14 protein-coding genes are annotated in these 17,819 nt (G+C 63.1%); 5 read left to right on the top strand and 9 right to left on the bottom strand.

What is annotated here, in order from left to right; all coding sequences use genetic code 11:
* Window positions 1–1,017: an FAD:protein FMN transferase gene (locus DM807_RS24355; RefSeq protein WP_179028055.1), complete on the bottom strand. Its 1,017-nt coding sequence runs from the start codon at window positions 1,015–1,017 to the stop codon at window positions 1–3.
* 157 nt (window positions 1,018–1,174) lie between these two features.
* Window positions 1,175–2,638 (bottom strand): glyceraldehyde-3-phosphate dehydrogenase, encoded by a 1,464-nt coding sequence (locus DM807_RS24360; protein WP_012271355.1) that lies wholly within the window; start codon window positions 2,636–2,638, stop codon window positions 1,175–1,177.
* 167 nt (window positions 2,639–2,805) lie between these two features.
* On the opposite strand from DM807_RS24360, the gene mfd reads away from it, so the two are divergent.
* From mfd to DM807_RS24375, 3 genes are read left to right on the top strand one after another with little or no spacing between them, the layout of a single operon-like run.
* Window positions 2,806–6,255: a transcription-repair coupling factor gene (mfd, locus tag DM807_RS24365; protein ID WP_060494072.1), complete on the top strand. Its 3,450-nt coding sequence runs from the start codon at window positions 2,806–2,808 to the stop codon at window positions 6,253–6,255.
* Between the two features lie 9 nt (window positions 6,256–6,264).
* Entirely contained in the window at window positions 6,265–6,837 is a 573-nt protein-coding gene (locus tag DM807_RS24370; RefSeq protein ID WP_012271353.1) for a CsiV family protein, read from the top strand.
* A 1-nt stretch (window position 6,838) separates the two neighbouring features.
* Window positions 6,839–10,156: an SNF2-related protein gene (locus DM807_RS24375; RefSeq protein WP_179028056.1), complete on the top strand. Its 3,318-nt coding sequence runs from the start codon at window positions 6,839–6,841 to the stop codon at window positions 10,154–10,156.
* Window positions 10,157–10,220: 64 nt separating this feature from the next.
* Here DM807_RS24375 and nagZ read toward each other — a convergent pair whose 3' ends face one another.
* From nagZ to DM807_RS24390, 3 genes are read right to left on the bottom strand one after another with little or no spacing between them, the layout of a single operon-like run.
* Window positions 10,221–11,219 carry a beta-N-acetylhexosaminidase gene (gene nagZ / locus DM807_RS24380; RefSeq protein WP_179028070.1) on the bottom strand — a complete coding sequence of 333 codons (999 nt, stop codon included), beginning with the start codon at window positions 11,217–11,219 and terminating at the stop codon, window positions 10,221–10,223.
* A gap of 8 nt (window positions 11,220–11,227) precedes the next feature.
* Window positions 11,228–11,767 (bottom strand): L,D-transpeptidase, encoded by a 540-nt coding sequence (locus DM807_RS24385; RefSeq protein WP_012271350.1) that lies wholly within the window; start codon window positions 11,765–11,767, stop codon window positions 11,228–11,230.
* Window positions 11,768–11,807: 40 nt separating this feature from the next.
* Window positions 11,808–12,515, bottom strand: coding sequence for a TetR/AcrR family transcriptional regulator (locus tag DM807_RS24390; protein ID WP_012271349.1), 708 nt, complete (start codon window positions 12,513–12,515; stop codon window positions 11,808–11,810).
* Between the two features lie 215 nt (window positions 12,516–12,730).
* Here DM807_RS24390 and lexA point away from each other — a divergent pair, with 215 nt between their 5' ends.
* The gene (gene lexA, locus DM807_RS24395; RefSeq protein WP_012271348.1) at window positions 12,731–13,339 is read left to right on the top strand and encodes a transcriptional repressor LexA; all 609 of its coding nucleotides are present in this window, start codon (window positions 12,731–12,733) and stop codon (window positions 13,337–13,339) included.
* Between the two features lie 13 nt (window positions 13,340–13,352).
* The gene (sulA, locus tag DM807_RS24400; RefSeq protein WP_012271347.1) at window positions 13,353–13,829 is read left to right on the top strand and encodes an SOS-induced cell division inhibitor SulA; all 477 of its coding nucleotides are present in this window, start codon (window positions 13,353–13,355) and stop codon (window positions 13,827–13,829) included.
* Between the two features lie 50 nt (window positions 13,830–13,879).
* Here the strand turns inward: sulA and DM807_RS24405 are convergent, their stop codons facing one another.
* From DM807_RS24405 to DM807_RS24420, 4 genes are all read right to left on the bottom strand, one after another.
* Complete coding sequence (locus DM807_RS24405; protein WP_003248777.1) at window positions 13,880–14,113, bottom strand: hypothetical protein; 234 nt, start codon at window positions 14,111–14,113, stop codon at window positions 13,880–13,882.
* A gap of 50 nt (window positions 14,114–14,163) precedes the next feature.
* Entirely contained in the window at window positions 14,164–14,691 is a 528-nt protein-coding gene (locus tag DM807_RS24410) for a DUF6586 family protein (protein ID WP_179028057.1), read from the bottom strand.
* 91 nt (window positions 14,692–14,782) lie between these two features.
* Window positions 14,783–17,392, bottom strand: a complete 2,610-nt coding sequence (topA, locus tag DM807_RS24415) for a type I DNA topoisomerase (RefSeq protein ID WP_012271345.1) — start codon at window positions 17,390–17,392, stop codon at window positions 14,783–14,785.
* 100 nt (window positions 17,393–17,492) lie between these two features.
* Window positions 17,493–17,744, bottom strand: a complete 252-nt coding sequence (locus DM807_RS24420; RefSeq protein ID WP_012271344.1) for a DUF1653 domain-containing protein — start codon at window positions 17,742–17,744, stop codon at window positions 17,493–17,495.
* Between the last annotated feature and the right edge of the window lie 75 nt (window positions 17,745–17,819).

The following is a 17,819-nucleotide window of genomic DNA, read 5'->3' on the forward strand; positions in this document are numbered from 1 at the left end:
TCATCCCTTCTTGTGCTTTCGCTCGCCTTTCACCGCCCGTTCGAACGCGGGCGTAGCTCGGGAGACGAAGCCACCCTCGGCTCGAGTCACCAATACCGCGGCCAAGCCATGCGCCACGGCAAAATCCCAGCCACGCTCAGGGCCAAGGATCAACAGCAGCGTCGAATAACCGTCGGCCTGCAGCGCCGAGGCGTGCAACACCGTGACGGCCGCCAGGTCATGTTCGACCGGGCGCCCCAGGCGGGCATCGAAGGTGTGCGAATAGCGCCGGCCATTCTGCTCGAAATAGTGCCGATAGTCACCCGAGGTCGATACTGAAAGGCCATTGACCGGGATGATCTGGCGGGCGATCTGGCGGTCTTCGCGGGGCAGCTCCAGGGCAATGCGCCAGGGGCTGCCATCGGGCTTGCGGCCGACCGCCTTCAATTCGCCGGTAGCCTCGGCGACGAAGCTGGCCACGCCCATGGCCTGAAGGCGTGCGGCGATCAGGTCGACAGCGTGGCCGGCGGCGATGCTGTTGAAGTCGAGCTGTACCGGGGCATCCTTGCACAGAGACTGGCCTTTGACGTGCAGGTGCTGGTAACCCACGCGCAGGCGTACCTGGGCCAGGGTTTGCGGGTCGGGCACCTGCTCGTGGCGGGCCTGGGGGCCAAAGCCCCACAGGTCGAGCAGCGGCTCGACGGTGAGGTCGAAGGCGCCTTCGCTCTGCTCGGCCAGCTGTTGGCCAAGGGCTACCAGTTCGAGCATGTCGGGCGGCAGGGCCAGGCACTGATTGGCCGGTAACTGGTTGAAAAGGCTGACGACGGAGTCACCGCGATAGGTCGAATAGTGCTGGTCGATGTCGCTCAGGATGGCTTCGACCGCTGCCTGCACCTGGGCCGGCGCCGGGCCGCCGGGCTCGCGGACGTACTGGATGCTGTAGCTGCTGCCCATGGTCGGGCCGCCCAGGCGCTCCAGGGTGGGGCCTTGGTTGCAGGCGGTGAGCAGCAGGAAGATGAACAGTAAGGCTGTGCGCAAAAATTCGGTTCCTGGGTGCTTGGCTTGAGTTTTGTGGTGTGGCACATATCGAGCGCCGCGCGGGCGGCGCTCGATCTCACAGGCGCCACACAACTTACTCCAGGCAAAAAAAACGGGAACCCGAAGGTTCCCGTTTTTTTATTGCCTTACAAGCGAATCAGCGTGGAAACGCTGGCGGGTTCACACCGGCCATGTCTTCCATCACACGAACCACCTGGCAGCTGTAACCGAATTCGTTGTCGTACCACACGTACAGGACAACGCGGTTGTCGTTGGCGATGGTCGCCTCTGCGTCAACCACACCGGCGTGGCGCGAGCCCACGAAGTCGGTCGAAACCACTTCCTGCGAGGCCACGTAGTCGATCTGCTTGTGCAGTTCCGAGTGCATGGCGGTCTGGCGCAGGTACTCGTTGATCTCGTCGCGAGTCGTGGCCTTTTCCAGGTTCAGGTTCAGGATGGCCATCGAAACGTTCGGCGTCGGTACGCGAATGGCATTGCCGGTCAGCTTGCCCTTCAGCACTGGCAGAGCCTTGGCAGCAGCGGTGGCGGCGCCGGTTTCGGTGATGACCATGTTCAGCGGCGCGGCACGGCCACGGCGGCTGCCCTTGTGGAAGTTGTCGATCAGGTTCTGGTCGTTGGTGAACGAGTGAACGGTTTCGACGTGGCCGTTAACGATACCGTACTGGTCGTTGATGGCCTTGAGCACCGGCACGATGGCGTTGGTGGTGCACGAAGCAGCCGAGATGATCTTGTCATCGGCAGCGATGTCACCGTGGTTGATGCCATGCACGATGTTCTTCAGCGCGCCCTTGCCAGGTGCGGTGAGGATCACGCGGGCAGCGCCCGGGCAGGCCAGGTGCTGGCCCAGGCCGTCGGCATCACGCCATACGCCGGTGTTGTCGACGATCAGCGCGTTGTCGATGCCGTACTGGGTGTAGTCGACTTCGCTCGGGCTCTTGGCGTAGATAACCTGGATCAGGTTGCCGTTGGCGGTGATGGTGTTGTTGGCTTCATCGATGGTGATGGTGCCATCGAACGGGCCGTGCACCGAGTCACGGCGCAGCAGGCTGGCACGCTTGACCAGGTCGTTCTCGGCGCCTTTGCGCACGACGATGGCACGCAGGCGCAGGCCGTCGCCGCCACCGGTCTTCTCGATCAGGATGCGCGCCAGCAGGCGGCCGATGCGGCCGAAGCCGTACAGCACGACGTCGGTGCCTTTGCGCGCCGAAGCGTTCTGCTGGCCAACCACGTCGGCCAGCTCTTCACGGACGAACTGCTCGGCAGTGCGGCCATTGCCTTCCTGCTTGAACTTGTTGGCCAGCTTGCCCAGGTCGACCGAAGCGGCGCCCAGTTTCAGCTCGCTCATGGCTTTGAGCAGGGGGAATGTCTCGTGGACGGACAGTTCGGTTTCGTCGGTTTGACGATGACGCGCAAAGCGGTGCGCCTTGAGGATCGAGATAACCGAACGGTTGATCAGGCTACGGCCATAAATCGAGCTCACCACGTTGTTGTTGCGGTAGAGCTGACCGATAAGCGGGATCATCGCTTCAGCCAGAGCTTCACGATCAATCCACTCACCAAGACACTGGTCGGGCTTCTGAGTCACGGGAACCTTCCACATGTAGGGACAGAAAAAAGGGGCTACATTATGACGCCCCAACGCAGAACCGGCAATGAGCGCCTGTCGCAGTGACGCAAGCCAGCGTTCACGCCCTTTCGAGCCTGACAGCCGGCACCGTCACCGGTACAATCGGTCTCTTTGCCGCAACGCTTGGAGTGCAATCTCCCGTGTCAGTTCTGCGCCTTCCGCACATGTCGGCCACGGCCGGCAAACAAACCTGGGGCAACCTGCCCGGTGCCGCCCTCAGCCTTGCCATCGCCGAGGCCGCCACCAGCGCTGGCCGCTTCACCCTGCTGCTGACAGCCGACAGCCAGGCCGCCGACCGTCTGGAGCAGGAGCTGCGCTTCTTCGCCCCGGACCTGCCGGTGCTGCCGTTCCCCGATTGGGAAACCCTGCCCTACGACCTGTTCTCGCCGCACCAGGACATCATTTCCCAGCGCATCGCCAGCCTGTACCGCCTGCCGGAACTGAGCCACGGCATCCTCGTGGTGCCGATCACCACCGCCCTGCACCGCCTGGCACCCACGCGCTTCCTGCTGGGCAGCAGCCTGGTGCTGGATGTGGGCCAGACCATCGATGTGGAACAAATGCGCACGCGCCTGGAGGCCAGCGGCTATCGCTGCGTCGACACCGTCTACGAGCATGGCGAGTTCGCCGTGCGCGGCGCGCTGATCGATCTGTTCCCGATGGGCAGCAAGCTGCCCTACCGCATCGACCTGTTCGATGACGAGATCGAGACGCTGCGCACCTTCGACCCCGAGACCCAACGCTCGATCGACAAGGTGGATTCGGTGCGCCTACTGCCGGCGCGTGAATTCCCGATGCAGAAAGAGGAAGTGACCCGCTTCAAGGCACGCTTTCGCGAGCGCTTCGATGTCGATTTCCGCCGCAGCGCGATCTTCCAGGACCTGGCCAGCGGCATTATTCCCGCTGGCATCGAGTACTACCTGCCGCTGTTCTTCGAAGAAACTTCGACCCTGTTCGACTACCTGCCGGCCGACACCCAGGTGTTCTCGCTGCCTGGCGTGGAACAGGCCGCCGAACACTTCTGGAACGACGTGCGTGGGCGCTATGAAGACCGCCGTGGCGACCTCAGCCGGCCGCTGCTGCCACCGGCCGAACTGTTCCTGCCGGTGGAGGACTGCTTCGCCCAGCTCAAACAATGGCCTCGGGTGGTGGTCAGCAGCGAAGACCTCGACCCAGGTGTGGGTCGCGAACGCTTTCCGGCACGCGCGCTACCCAACCTGGCCATCGAAGCCAAGGCCAACCAGCCGCTGGCCGAGCTGGCCAACTTCCTCGACCAGTTCCCCGGCCGCGTGCTGTTCACCGCCGAATCGGCGGGGCGCCGTGAAGTGCTGCTGGAGCTGCTCGAGCGGCTGAAGCTGCGCCCGCATACCGTCGACGGCTGGGACGACTTCGTTACCGGCAGCGAGCGCCTGGCAATCACCATCGCGCCGCTGGACGACGGCCTGCTGCTGGACGACCCAGGCCTGGCCCTGGTCGCCGAAAGCCCGCTGTTCGGCCAGCGGGTGATGCAACGCCGGCGCCGTGACAAACGCGGCGAAACCGCCAACGATGCAGTCATCAAGAACCTCACCGAGCTGCGCGAAGGCGCACCGGTGGTGCACATCGACCATGGCGTTGGTCGCTACCTGGGCCTGGCCACGCTGGAAATCGACGGCCAGGCCGCCGAATTTCTCACCCTGGAATACGCCGAGAACGCCAAGCTGTACGTGCCAGTGGCCAACCTGCACCTGATCGCCCGCTACACCGGCAGCGACGATGCGTTGGCACCGCTGCACCGGCTGGGCTCGGAGGCCTGGCAGAAAGCCAAGCGAAAAGCCGCCGAACAGGTGCGCGACGTGGCCGCCGAGCTGCTCGACATCTATGCCCGTCGCGCCGCACGCAAGGGCTATGCATTTGCCGACCCGTCAGCCGACTACGCCACCTTCAGCGCTGGCTTCCCGTTCGAGGAAACCCCGGACCAACAGGCCGCCATCGAAGCCGTGCGTGCCGACATGCTGGCGCCCAAGCCGATGGACCGCCTGGTCTGCGGCGATGTGGGCTTCGGCAAGACCGAAGTGGCCATGCGCGCGGCATTCATCGCCGTGCACAGCGGCCGCCAGGTGGCCGTACTGGTGCCCACCACCCTTTTGGCCCAGCAGCACTACAACAGCTTCCGCGACCGCTTCGCCGACTGGCCGGTGACGGTGGAGGTGATGAGCCGCTTCAAGTCGGCCAAGGAAGTGGCCGCCGCTGCCGCCGACCTTGCCGAAGGCAAGATCGACATTCTCATCGGCACCCACAAGCTGCTGCAGGACGATGTGCGCTTCAAGGACCTGGGCCTGGCCATCATCGACGAAGAACACCGCTTTGGCGTGCGCCAGAAGGAACAGCTCAAGGCCCTGCGCAGCGAGGTCGACATTCTCACCCTGACCGCCACGCCGATTCCGCGCACGCTGAACATGGCTGTGGCGGGCATGCGCGACCTGTCCATCATCGCCACGCCGCCGGCGCGCCGCCTGTCCGTGCGCACCTTCGTCATGGAGCAGAACAAGAGCACGGTGAAGGAAGCGCTGCTGCGTGAGCTGCTGCGCGGCGGCCAGGTTTACTACCTGCACAACGATGTGAAAACCATCGAAAAATGCGCCGCCGACCTCGCCGAGCTGGTGCCCGAGGCTCGCATCGGCATTGGCCATGGGCAAATGCGCGAACGCGAGCTGGAACAGGTGATGAGCGACTTCTACCACAAGCGCTTCAACGTGCTGGTAGCCTCGACCATCATCGAAACCGGCATCGACGTGCCCAGCGCCAACACCATCGTCATCGAACGTGCCGACAAGTTCGGCCTGGCCCAGTTGCACCAGCTGCGCGGCCGAGTTGGCCGTAGCCACCACCAGGCCTACGCCTACCTGCTCACGCCGACCCGGCAGAAGGTCAGTGCCGACGCCGAAAAGCGCCTGGAAGCCATCGCCAACACCCAGGACCTGGGCGCGGGCTTTGTGCTGGCCACCAACGACCTGGAAATCCGCGGTGCCGGCGAGCTGCTGGGCGAAGGCCAGAGCGGGCAGATCCAGGCCGTGGGCTTCACCCTGTACATGGAAATGCTCGAGCGCGCGGTCAAGGCAATCCGTAAAGGCACCCAGCCAAACCTTGAACAACCACTGGGCGGCGGCCCGGAGATCAACCTGCGCCTGCCGGCGCTGATCCCCGAGGACTACCTGCCCGACGTGCATGCGCGGCTGATCCTGTACAAACGCATCGCCTCGGCTGCCGACGAGGAAGGCCTCAAGGACCTGCAGGTCGAGATGATCGACCGCTTCGGCTTGCTGCCCGAGCCAACCAAGAACCTGATGCGCCTGACTTCGCTCAAGCTGCACGCGGAAAAGCTCGGCATCAAGAAAGTCGATGCCGGCCCCAACGGCGGCAAGCTCGAGTTCGAAGCCGAAACCCCGGTCGACCCGCTGACCCTGATCAAGCTGATCCAGGGCCAGCCCAAACGATACAAGTTCGAAGGTGCTACCCAGTTCCGTTTCCTGGTGCCGATGGAACGCCCCGACGAACGTTTCAATACCCTGGAGGCGCTGTTCGAGCGCCTGACCCCACAGCCTGCCTAAGGAAGACCCATGCGTGCCATCCGTTGCCTGACCCTGCTGCTGGCGCTGTTCGCCCCAGCTGCCTTCGCCGAAGGCCTGTATCAGGTAGAAATGATTCTGGTGCGGCAGAACAGCGTGCCCGCCTTCACCAGCCCGTTCGCCCCCGAAGACTGGAGCGCCGGCGCCCCGCGCTTGGCAAAAGACGCCGAACGCCGCCTGGCGCTGGAAGACGAAGCCACCCGCCTGGAAGCCACCGCCGACTACACCGTGCTGCTGCACAAGGCCTGGCAACAGCAAGTAGGCAGCGAGCCCAGCCGCATCGCGCTGGGCGAAGGCGCCGAGCGGTTCGGCCACTTCCCTATCGAGGGCAACCTCAGCGTCGCTGAAGGCCGCTTCATCGCGGTCGAGGCCAACTTCTGGGTCAACCAGCTGGACAGCAACGGCAACGTGCTGCAAAGCGAGCAGTTCAAGCAGAGCAACAGCAACGTCAAGGGCGGCCAGCTGACCTTCCTCGACGGTGGGCACCTGGCGGTGCTGCTGAAGGTGACACCGCCGGGCACGCCGAAAATGCCGGTGATGGACCCGGAGATGATGGAGCAGTGATGTGAGCGATGGCGATGCGCAGCAACTGCTGAGGGCCTATCCGGGGTGGGTCGACTTCATCGAAGCCGGCACGATGGCACGAGGCCGCAGCTATGCTGCGCAAGCGCGAGCACGCATCCTGTCGCTGCACGGCGCAACGATCGAAGCCATCTGCAAGGGCTCCACAGGCGAGACCTACCAGCAGAACATCCGGCTGGTCGTTAACTACGGGGACCTGCGGGTATTTGGGCGCTGCAGCTGCCCAGTTGGGCTCAACTGCAAACACTGCGTCGCGGCGCTGCTGCAATTGCAGGACGGCCTCGACGCCGCAGGCCCCCATGAACAATCCGCCCTGTCGCTGCCACCGGACCTCAACCTGTGGGTGCAAACCCTTGAGTCCCCCTCCCAACCTGCATCGCCTCAAGGGCCAGCACGCAAAGGCCCGGCAATCTATTACCGCATTCACGTGGATCACGGCGTCTGGCGACTCGAGCCGATCAAGGGCAACCGACAGGCAGACGACACCTTGAAGATCGGTCGCATCACATCGATGCCCGAAATGCTCTACTACACACCTCGCTACGTCACAGAAGACGATGCGCGGCTTTTGCGCCTGATTGATTCGCGCAGCGAAACCACTACGCCCATGGCGCAACTGGAAGGCAAGCAGGGCGGGGAGCTCTACAGCTATGCCCTGGCCACCGGTCGCCTGCTATTTGAGGACGACTTGGCGCCACTGTCCCCTGGGCCGGAGCTGCATGCCGAGTTTCGCTGGGTCAGGCTGGACAATGGCAGCTACCGTGGCGCCTGGTACCACGATGATCACCAGCAGTTGCGGGCAGTGCCCATCGAGCCCATGCACTATGTCGACCGACAGCGGCATTTGACCGGCAAACTGCGCCACGACCTCGACCCCTTCATTGCCAGCCAGCTTGCGCGCGCGCCCATCGTGCCGGAGCATCTGGTCATCCCCTTGAGTCACCGATTGAACGCCTTGAACCGTCACGTCCCCACGCCCACTGCGGTGAGCACCGAACATATCGAAGACATCACGCCAAACGGGCGACTGACGCTGGGCAGCCTCGAATTCAGCGCCTACATGCCCAAGACCGGCCGTATGCAGCGACAACTGCAACACCGTGCCGCGCTGGCATTCGACTACGACGACCTGCGTACCAGCGGTAACGACGAAAAGCCGCTGACCCGCCTGGTCGGCAACACCAGCCAGCGCATCCGCCGCCAGCCGCAAGCCGAACAGGCCCTGCGCAAGGTGTTACGCGACCTGGGCTTCAAGGCCGCCACCCGGCAGAGCAAGGCGCTGCCCGACAGCGCCGGCGAAATGTTCCAACTGCCCGACGACGAGGCCTGGCTGCGTTTCGCCCGCGAAGGCCTGCCGCGCTTGCGCCATGCCGGTTGGAACATAGACGTCCAGCGCGACTTCGCCTTCAACCTGCAGGAGGTGGACGACTGGTATGCGAGCATCGACGAGGCGCCCGGCCATGAATGGTTCGACCTGGAGCTTGGCATTGTGGTCGATGGCCAGCGTCACAGCCTGCTGCCGATCGTGTTGCAACTGCTACGCAGCAGCCCAGAGCTGCTGCGCCCCAGCGAACTGGCCCGGCGCAGTGACGACGAGCACCTGCTGATCGACCTCAACCGTGGTCGCCTGGACAGCCCGGCCCTGCGCGTCGCCCTCCCGTATGGCCGCGTCAAAGCGGTCATGGCCACCCTGGGCGAGCTCTACCTGCACGAACACACAACCGGCCCGTCCCTGCGCATGGAACGTGCCGACGCCGCGCGCCTGAACGAAATCGAAGGCCTGCCCCTGCAATGGGAAGGCGGCGAGCACGTTCGCGACCTGGGCCGGCGCCTGCGCGATGCCCGTGATTTGCAGGTTGAACCACCGACAGGGCTGCAGGCCAGCATGCGCCCCTACCAGCAACAAGGCCTGAACTGGTTGCAGGCCCTTCGCGAGATGGGCACCGGTGGCATCCTGGGCGACGACATGGGCCTGGGCAAGACCCTGCAGGCCTTGGCCCACTTGCTGCTGGAGAAAGAATCCGGGCGCTTGAGTACACCGGCACTGGCGGTCATGCCCACCAGCCTGATACCCAACTGGCTCGACGAAGCCCAGCGCTTCGCCCCCGATCTGCGCGTACTGGCACTGCATGGGCCGGGGCGCAGCAAGCATTTTGCCACGCTGCATGAGTACGATCTGGTCCTGACCACCTACGCCCTGATGCCACGCGACCTCGAACACCTGCGCACACAGGCCTGGCACGTCCTGGTACTGGACGAGGCGCAGAACATCAAGAGCAGCACCAGCAAGGCCGCCCTCGCCGTCTGCGAGCTGCAGGCCGGCCAGCGCCTGTGCCTGACCGGTACGCCGATGGAAAACAACCTGGGCGAGCTGTGGTCGATCTTCCACTTCTTGATGCCCGGCTGGCTGGGCGACCTCAAACGCTTCAACCAGGACTACCGCACGCCGATCGAGCGCCACGGCGACAGCGAGCGCATGGCCCACCTGGCCAGCCGCATCCGCCCGTTCCTGCTGCGCCGCACCAAGGAACAGGTGGCCACCGAGCTACCGGCCAAGACCGAGATGGTGCACTGGGTCGAACTCAGCGACGCCCAGCGCGATACCTACGAGGCCGTGCGCGTGGCCATGGACCAGAAGGTCCGCGACGAAATTGCCCGCAATGGCGCCGCACGCAGCCAGATCGTCATCCTCGACGCGCTGCTCAAGCTGCGCCAGGTATGCTGCGACCTGCGCCTGGTCAAGGGCGTGGAAAGCAAAGGCAACCAGGCCGACAAGGGCAAGCTGGGTGCACTGCTGGAAATGCTCGAAGAGCTGCTCAGCGAAGGCCGCCGCGTGCTGTTGTTCTCGCAGTTCACCTCGATGCTGGCGCTGATCGAACAGGAGCTGGAAAAGCGCAAGATCCGCTACAGCTTGCTGACCGGCGACACGCGCGACCGTCGCACACCCGTGCGGCAGTTTCAGCAGGGTGACAGCGAAGTGTTCCTGATCAGCCTCAAGGCGGGGGGCGTGGGCTTGAACCTGACAGCTGCGGACACCGTGATCCACTTCGACCCCTGGTGGAACCCGGCCAGCGAAAACCAGGCCACCGACCGCGCCTACCGCATTGGCCAGGACAAGCCGGTGTTCGTGTTCAAGCTGATTACCCGGGGGACGGTGGAAGAGAAGATTCAGCTGTTGCAGCAGGAAAAGGCGGCGCTGGCGGCCAGCTTGCTGGACGGCGGCCAAGCCGGGCAGTGGCGGCTTGGCGACGAAGAAATCGAGGCACTGTTTGCGCCGCTGCCTGGAAAGCGCGGGCGTTGAGGCCGCACCTTCTGCTACCTGTACCGGCCTCTTCGCGAGCGCGCCCGCGAAGAGGCCAGCGCGATCAATCGACCAGCTGAGCGTCCTTCAACGCACCCAATGCCTCCAGCCAGCGCGGCTGCTGACGGTAATCGGTCCGCGCAAACCCTTGCCCGCGCATACGCGCAATCCGCGGCGACGGCTTGACCTTCATGCGCTGTGCCGCACTCAGCGCCAGCTCTGCCGCCGCCCGGTCATTGCATACCAGGCCCATGTCACAGCCGGCGCTTAACGCCGCCTCGATACGACTGGCCGCGTCCCCCACCACATGCGCACCGGCCATCGACAGATCATCGCTGAAAATCACCCCGTCAAAGCCCAGCTCACCACGCAGGATGTCCTGCAGCCAACGCCGCGAGAAGCCAGCTGGCTGGTTATCGACCTGCGGGTAGATGACATGCGCCGGCATCACTGCCGCCAACTGCCCGCTCAGGCGGGTGAACGGCACCAGGTCGGCCTGGCGCAGTTGCTCCAGGCTGCGCTCATCGGTAGGAATCGCCACATGCGAGTCCGCCTCGGCCCAGCCGTGCCCAGGGAAGTGCTTGCCACAGGCCGCCATGCCGGCCGCATTCATACCACGAATGAACGCCCCGGCCAGTTGCGTGGCACGCAGCGGGTCACCCTCGAAAGCTCGGCTGCCAACCACGGCACTACGCTGGTGATCCAGGTCGAGCACAGGGGCAAAACTGAGGTCCAGGCCAACCGCCAATACCTCGGTCGCCATCAGCCAGCCACACTGCTCTGCCAGGTAATCGGCATTGTCATTGTCGGCCAGCGCGCGCATGGCTGGCAGCCGCACAAAGCCCTGGCGCAGGCGCTGTACGCGGCCACCTTCCTGGTCCACCGCCAGGATCAGCTCGGGGCGAATAGCGCGGATCGACGCGCACAACTCGCGCACCTGACGCGGGCTGTCGATGTTGCGGGCAAAAATGATCAGGCCAGCCACTTCGGGCTGACGCAACAGGTGACGGTCTTCGGCGGTCAGCCATTTACCGGCGATATCCACCATCAGGGAGCCTTGCAGGCTGACGGTCATGGGTAATCCTTCATTGAAAACTTCAGAGACGCCCACTGGGGGCAGGCGGCTTGCTCGATACGTACCGGGCAATGGGCCGGCACCCGCTCGAACAGGCTTAGCAAGTCGGTGTTGCGCAGGCGTATGCAGCCATGGGACAACGCTATGCCCATGGGTTCCGTGTCAGGGGTGCCGTGCAGGTAGATATAGCGGCGAAACGTATCGACCGCGCCCAGGCGGTTGACACCGGGTTCGCAGCCGCTGAGCCAGAGGATGCGAGTGAGGATCCAGTCGCGATCTGGATTTTTCGCATGCAACTCCGGCGACCACACCTCTCCAGCCCAGCGCCGCCCGACCAATACCGCATTCAGCGGCAGCCCCGCGCCAATCTTCGCCCGCACCTGATGCATGCCACGCGGCGTGCAGCCTGAACCATTGCGCTCACCGGCACCGTTGCGCGCCGTGGAAACCGGCACACGCACGCGCAGCTGGCCACGGGCAAAACCGTACAGGCATTGATCAGCAAGGGAGATGTGCAGCAGATCGAGATCGGGCATGAGCGCTAGCTTAGCCGAAGCGCCCTGCCTCGCCCAGCCTTCAGGCCTTGGCTGTGGCGCTACTGATCTTGGTGCGCGGGCGCAACTGCGCAGTGGCCATGGCATCGTCGGTGACACCGCTGTCGGCGCGCATGCCTGCGGCCAGGAACGGCACCATCAGGCGCATCACCTGCTCGATCGAGGTGTTGATGCCAAAGTCGGTCTCGGCAATCGCCCGCAGGGCCTTGATACCAGACATGCTGAAGGCCGCAGCACCAAGCATGAAGTGGACGCGCCAGAACAGCTCCAGTGGCGGAATGCGTGGCGCAGCCTCGTTGACCAGCAGCATGTAGCGGCGGAACACCTTGCCGTACATGTCTTCCAGATAACGCCGCAGGTGGCCCTGGCTCTGGCTGAACGCCAGGCCCAGCAGGCGCATGAAGATCGACAGGTCGTTGTTGCTGCGCGGCTGCACGGCCAACGCCTGCTCTACCAGCATTTCCAGCAGTTCTTCGAGGGTCGGCTTGTGCTCCGGCTTGGCCTGGCGCCGCTCCAGCTCACGCTCGAGGCTGGTGCAGAACGGGCCGAGGAAGCGCGAGAACACCGCCTGAATCAGTGCCTTCTTGGAGCCGAAGTGATAGTTGACGGCCGCCAGGTTGACCCCGGCCTTGCTGGTAATCAGCCGCAACGAGGTTTCGGCGAACCCCCTTTCCGCGAACAGCTGCTCGGCAGCATCGAGAATGCGTTCAACGGTTTCCGATTGGGCCATGACTACTCCGACTACTCCGCCAGACAAACAAGTGTTTGAAACATACGTTTCAGCCCTGCTTCTGTCAAGGCTCGGTGACCGGGCGGTCGCCATTTAAAAGTGCCAGACGCCCGGCTGCAAGCGCCACCTGTACTGTTTATTGCGCCTTTTGGCTTGCAGCGCATCCAGTACTGTATATAATCCCAGTCACTGTACAAAAAGACAGAGCGCTCACCATGTTGAAACTGACGCCACGCCAAGCCGAAATTCTCGCGTTCATCAAGCGCTGCCTGGAAGACAACGGCTTCCCGCCGACCCGCGCCGAAATCGCTCAGGAGCTGGGTTTCAAATCGCCCAACGCCGCCGAGGAGCACCTCAAGGCCCTCGCCCGCAAGGGCGCGATCGAAATGACGCCAGGCGCCTCGCGCGGCATCCGCATTCCTGGCCTGGAAACCAAAGCCGAAGAAAGCGGCCTGCCGATCATCGGCCGGGTTGCTGCTGGCGCGCCGATTCTTGCCGAACAGCACATCGAGCAATCCTGCAACATCAACCCTGCCTTCTTCCACCCCCAGGCCGACTATTTGCTGCGCGTACACGGCATGAGCATGAAGGACGTCGGCATCTTCGATGGCGACCTGCTGGCGGTACACACCTGCCGCGAAGCGCGTAACGGCCAAATCGTGGTAGCGCGCATCGGCGACGAAGTCACCGTCAAGCGCTTCAAGCGCGAAGGCAGCAAGGTCTGGCTGCTTGCCGAAAACCCCGAATTCGCCCCCATCGAAGTCGACCTGAAAGAACAGGAGCTGGTGATCGAGGGCTTGAGCGTCGGCGTCATTCGCCGCTGATCCAGGAGGCGTCATGCAGCAGTTCATTCACGCACCCGAGCAAGCCCAGTTGCCCCTGTTCGAAGCATTCCTCGCCCAACCCGTGCTACCTGGCCTGAAAGCCAGTGAACTGGCACGCAAGAGCAGCCAGCCGGACCTCTTCAGCGAATTGTCGCTACGCGGTGCCCCAGAGCACTGCCAAAGCCTGCTGGCACCCGTCCTGCGCGAGCTGAGCGAAGAAGATGAGGCCCGCTGGCTGACCCTGATCGCTCCGCCATCGAGCCTGACACAGGCCTGGTTACGCGATGCTGGGCTCAACCGTGAACGTATTCTGCTGCTGCAACCCCGCAGCAATCAAAGCCCACTGCAACTGGCCTGCGAAGCTTTGCGCCTTGGCCTCAGTCACACCGTGGTCAGCTGGCTGGGCAACGTCAACGCCACCTCACGCCAGCAACTTCTGCGCGCAGCCAGCACCGGAAACGCACAAAGCCTGAACATCCGCCTCGGCTGATGTCCAGGCTTTGCCTGGTAATTCAAAAAGCTTGATACGCCGCTGCACCCTCAGTGCAGCACGCGCGGCCCTTCATCACGCTCGAGCTCGCCATCCATCAGGCGACCGGCCATCTGCACGCCCACACTGAGCATGGCCTTGGCCACTTCCACATGCTGCCCCTGCAGGAACACCTTGGCGTCTTCCGAGAAATCCAGGGTTACCAGAGAGCCCTCATCCTCGGCGCGACGCAGTTCGATGCGGCCATCAGGCAACTCGACAATTTCCAGAAAAGACGTAGACATAGATGGCAGTTCTCCGCGAAAGGCCGTTATTGTACCAGCCGCTGCGACTATCAGCACTCACTCAACGCGTCGCGGAAACGTCTCACCAAGCCCTTGAGGTTGTTGCGCCAGCTTTCCAGCTCGGCACGCGACAGCGCTGCAGGCTCAGGTTCAGGTTCAGGTTCATCGAGATTGACCGCTTGAATCAGGGGTTGGGTAACGTCGGTTTTCGGCGCTTTCCTGGCGACCGGTGGTCGGAACAAATCGGCATAAGCACGGAGCATTTGCGCCAGCCACGTTTCACGCTGGCGAGCCAATTCCAGCAACTCTGCCACTTCCGGAATGGCGATGCCGCTCAGGGCGTCGTCAGCCAAGGCTTGCTCGACCCCTGCAACCACCGGCAAGCGGTAGAAGCCACCAATTTCATGGCACAGCCCCAGCAGCGCACCATACAGATGGAACAGCGCCGACTCGCGCTCGGCCTGGACCAGGCCCTGGGCATTCATGGCCTGGCTTTGTTCGGCCTTGGCCATTGATTCCAGGGCGAGACCGGCAAAAAACAGTTTCTGATTGGTGCGGGTATAGAGTTCCTGGGCCATTTCAGTGTGCTCCCATGAGGCTGCAAGGCGGATAGCTGCATCATAAATGATTGGGGCCGCGAAGAGCGGCCCCAATTACAACGCCAAACGATCAGCGCTTGTCTTCAACCTTCCACGCATTACCGTCGTAGAACGCCTTCCAGCCGGTCGGCTTGCCATCGACCTCGGACTGCACGTACTGCTCCTTGGTCTTGCGGCTGTAGCGAATTACCGCCGGGCGGCCATCTGGGTCTTTCTGCGGCGCATCGCACAGGAAGTGGTACTTCGGGTCGATCTCATGCTTGTGCGGCACGATCTCGAGCACCAGCGGCGCGCGGGTTTCGCGGTTTTTAGGGAACTGGCTGGCAGCCAGGAACAACCCCGAAGCACCGTCGCGCAGCACATAGGTGTCGTCGACCTTCTCGCACTTGAGCTCCGGCATGTCCACCTTGTCCATCTTCGGTGGTGCCGCCTCGCCACTCTTGAGCAGCTTACGGGTGTTCTTGCATGCCGGGTTGGTGCAGCCGAAGAACTTGCCGAAACGACCGGTCTTCAATTGCATCTCGCTGCCGCACTTGTCGCACTCCAGGCTAGGCCCTTCGTAACCCTTGATGCGGTAGCTGCCCTCTTCGATCTCATAGCCAACGCAATCGGGGTTGTTACCGCAGATGTGCAGCTTGTGCTTCTCATCCAGCAGGTAAGCGTCCATCGCCGTGGCGCAGATCGGGCAACGGTGCTTGCCCAGCAGCACGCGCGACTCCGATTCGCCCTCGTCATCAGCGGCAATTTCGTCGCCCGGCACCAGGTTGACGGTGGCCTTGCAGCGCTCTTTTGGCGGCAAGGTGTAACCCGAGCAACCCAGGAACACACCGGTGGACGCGGTGCGGATCATCATTGGCCGGCCACATTCCTTGCACGGAATGTTGGTCATGGTCGGCTGGTTGGCGCGCATGCCGTCTTCGCTGGACTCGGCAGTCTGCAGCTTCTTGCTGAAGTCGCCGTAGAACTCGTCGAGCACGTTCTTCCAGTCACGCTCGCCCTGGGCCACGTCGTCGAGGTTCTCTTCCATGTCGGCGGTAAAGCCATAGTCCATCAGGTTGGAGAAGCTCTCCGACAGGCGCTCGGTAACGATATCGCCCATCTTCTCGGAGTAGAAGCGGCGGTTGTGCAGGGTCACATAGCCACGGTCCTGAATGGTGGAAATGATCGCCGCGTAGGTCGATGGGCGGCCGATGCCGCGCTTTTCCATTTCCTTGACCAGGCTGGCTTCGGTGAAGCGCGCCGGTGGCTTGGTGAAGTGCTGGCTCGGGTCGATCTGGATCAGCTTTAGCGCTTCACCCTGAACCATTTCTGGCAGCACGTCGTCTTCGCCCGGCTTGCTCTGCTGTGGCAGCACACGGGTGTAACCGTCGAACTTGAGGATACGACCCTTGGCACGCAGCTCGAAATCACCGGCAGCCACGGTAACGCTGGTGGACAGGTACTGCGCAGGCGGCATCTGGCATGCCAGGAACTGGCGCCAGATCAGCTCGTACAGGCGCTCGGCGTCACGCTCCATGCCACTGAGCTTGGTCGGGTGGGTATTCACGTCAGAAGGACGAATCGCTTCGTGCGCCTCCTGGGCGCCTTCCTTGCTGCCGTATACCAGCGGCGCTTCCGGCAGGTACTGCTTGCCGAATTCACGCTCGATGTAGCTGCGCGCCATGTCCAGGGCATCAGCCGACAGGTTGGTCGAGTCGGTACGCATGTAAGTGATGTAGCCGGCTTCGTACAAGCGCTGGGCCATCATCATGGTTTTCTTTACCCCAAAGCCCAGGCGGTTACTGGCTGCCTGCTGCAGGGTCGAAGTAATGAACGGCGCCGACGGTTTGCTGCTGGTCGGGCGATCTTCACGCTTGACCACGCTGTAGCTGGAAGCCTTCAGCTTCTCTAGCGCAGCCATGGCCTGGGCTTCGTTCAGCGGCTTGAAGGCCTCGCCCTTCTCGCGCGCCACCTCAAAACGCACCTTGGCGTTCTTCGCGGTGCCGAGGTCGGCGTGGATCTCCCAGTACTCTTCCGGGATGAACGCGCGGATTTCACGCTCGCGCTCCACCACCAGCTTGACCGCTACCGACTGCACACGGCCAGCGGACAGGCCACGGGCAATCTTGGCCCACAGCAGTGGCGAGACCATGTAACCGACCACGCGGTCAAGGAAGCGCCGCGCCTGCTGGGCGTTGACCCGGTCGATGTCCAGCTCGCCCGGCTGCGAGAAGGCCTCCTGAATGGCCTTCTTGGTAATTTCGTTGAACACCACGCGCTTGTAGCGGGTGTCGTCGCCGCCGATGGCCTCGCGCAGGTGCCAGGCAATGGCTTCCCCCTCACGATCCAAGTCGGTTGCGAGATAGATGGTGTCGGCATCCTTGGCCAGGCGGCGCAGTTCTTCGATCACCTTTTCCTTGCCAGGCAGGATTTCGTACTTCGCCTTCCAGCCATGGTCGGGGTCGACACCCATGCGCGCTACCAGCTGGCGACGAGCTTTTTCTTTCGGCGAAAGGGCCGGAGCCTCACCCGCGGCCTTGCCACGCTTGGCGGCCGGCTCTTTGCTCGCGCTGGCCGAACCGCTGGTGGGGAGGTCTCGGATATGGCCGATACTCGACTTCACCACGTACTGGTTGCCCAGGTACTTGTTGATGGTCTTGGCCTTGGCCGGGGATTCCACAATGACCAGCGATTTGCCCATGGATCGGAGTATTCCTGAATCTGAAGATGAAAAACACGTCAGGTGCCAGACGCGGCACCGCTATATATAGTGGCAAAAGTGTGAGGTCAAGCTCGGACGATCACTCGTGCGACTTGCCCAGCAACCCAGGCAGCCCTTCTTCGGCCTTGACCAAAGCAAAGCGTGGCACCTGCTCGCCGTCAACCTCGACGCACTCCTGGAACATCGAAAGGGGGCGCACCCAGAAGCTGTAATCACCATACAGGCATTGGTAGAACACCATCCACTCTTCGCTTTCGGAGTGCCGCGCAACACTGAAGACACGGTACTCAGGCCCTTTGTAATGCCGGTATACGCCTGGTTGTATCTGCATGTTGCACACCCTCTTGAAAAAACCTGAAAAAAACAAAACCGGGGCACATGGCCCCGGCTGCTGTCCTGCTACGCG

Origin of the sequence: Pseudomonas hunanensis, from assembly GCF_013393325.1 — a bacterium.
Lineage (GTDB): Bacteria > Pseudomonadota > Gammaproteobacteria > Pseudomonadales > Pseudomonadaceae > Aquipseudomonas > Aquipseudomonas putida_P.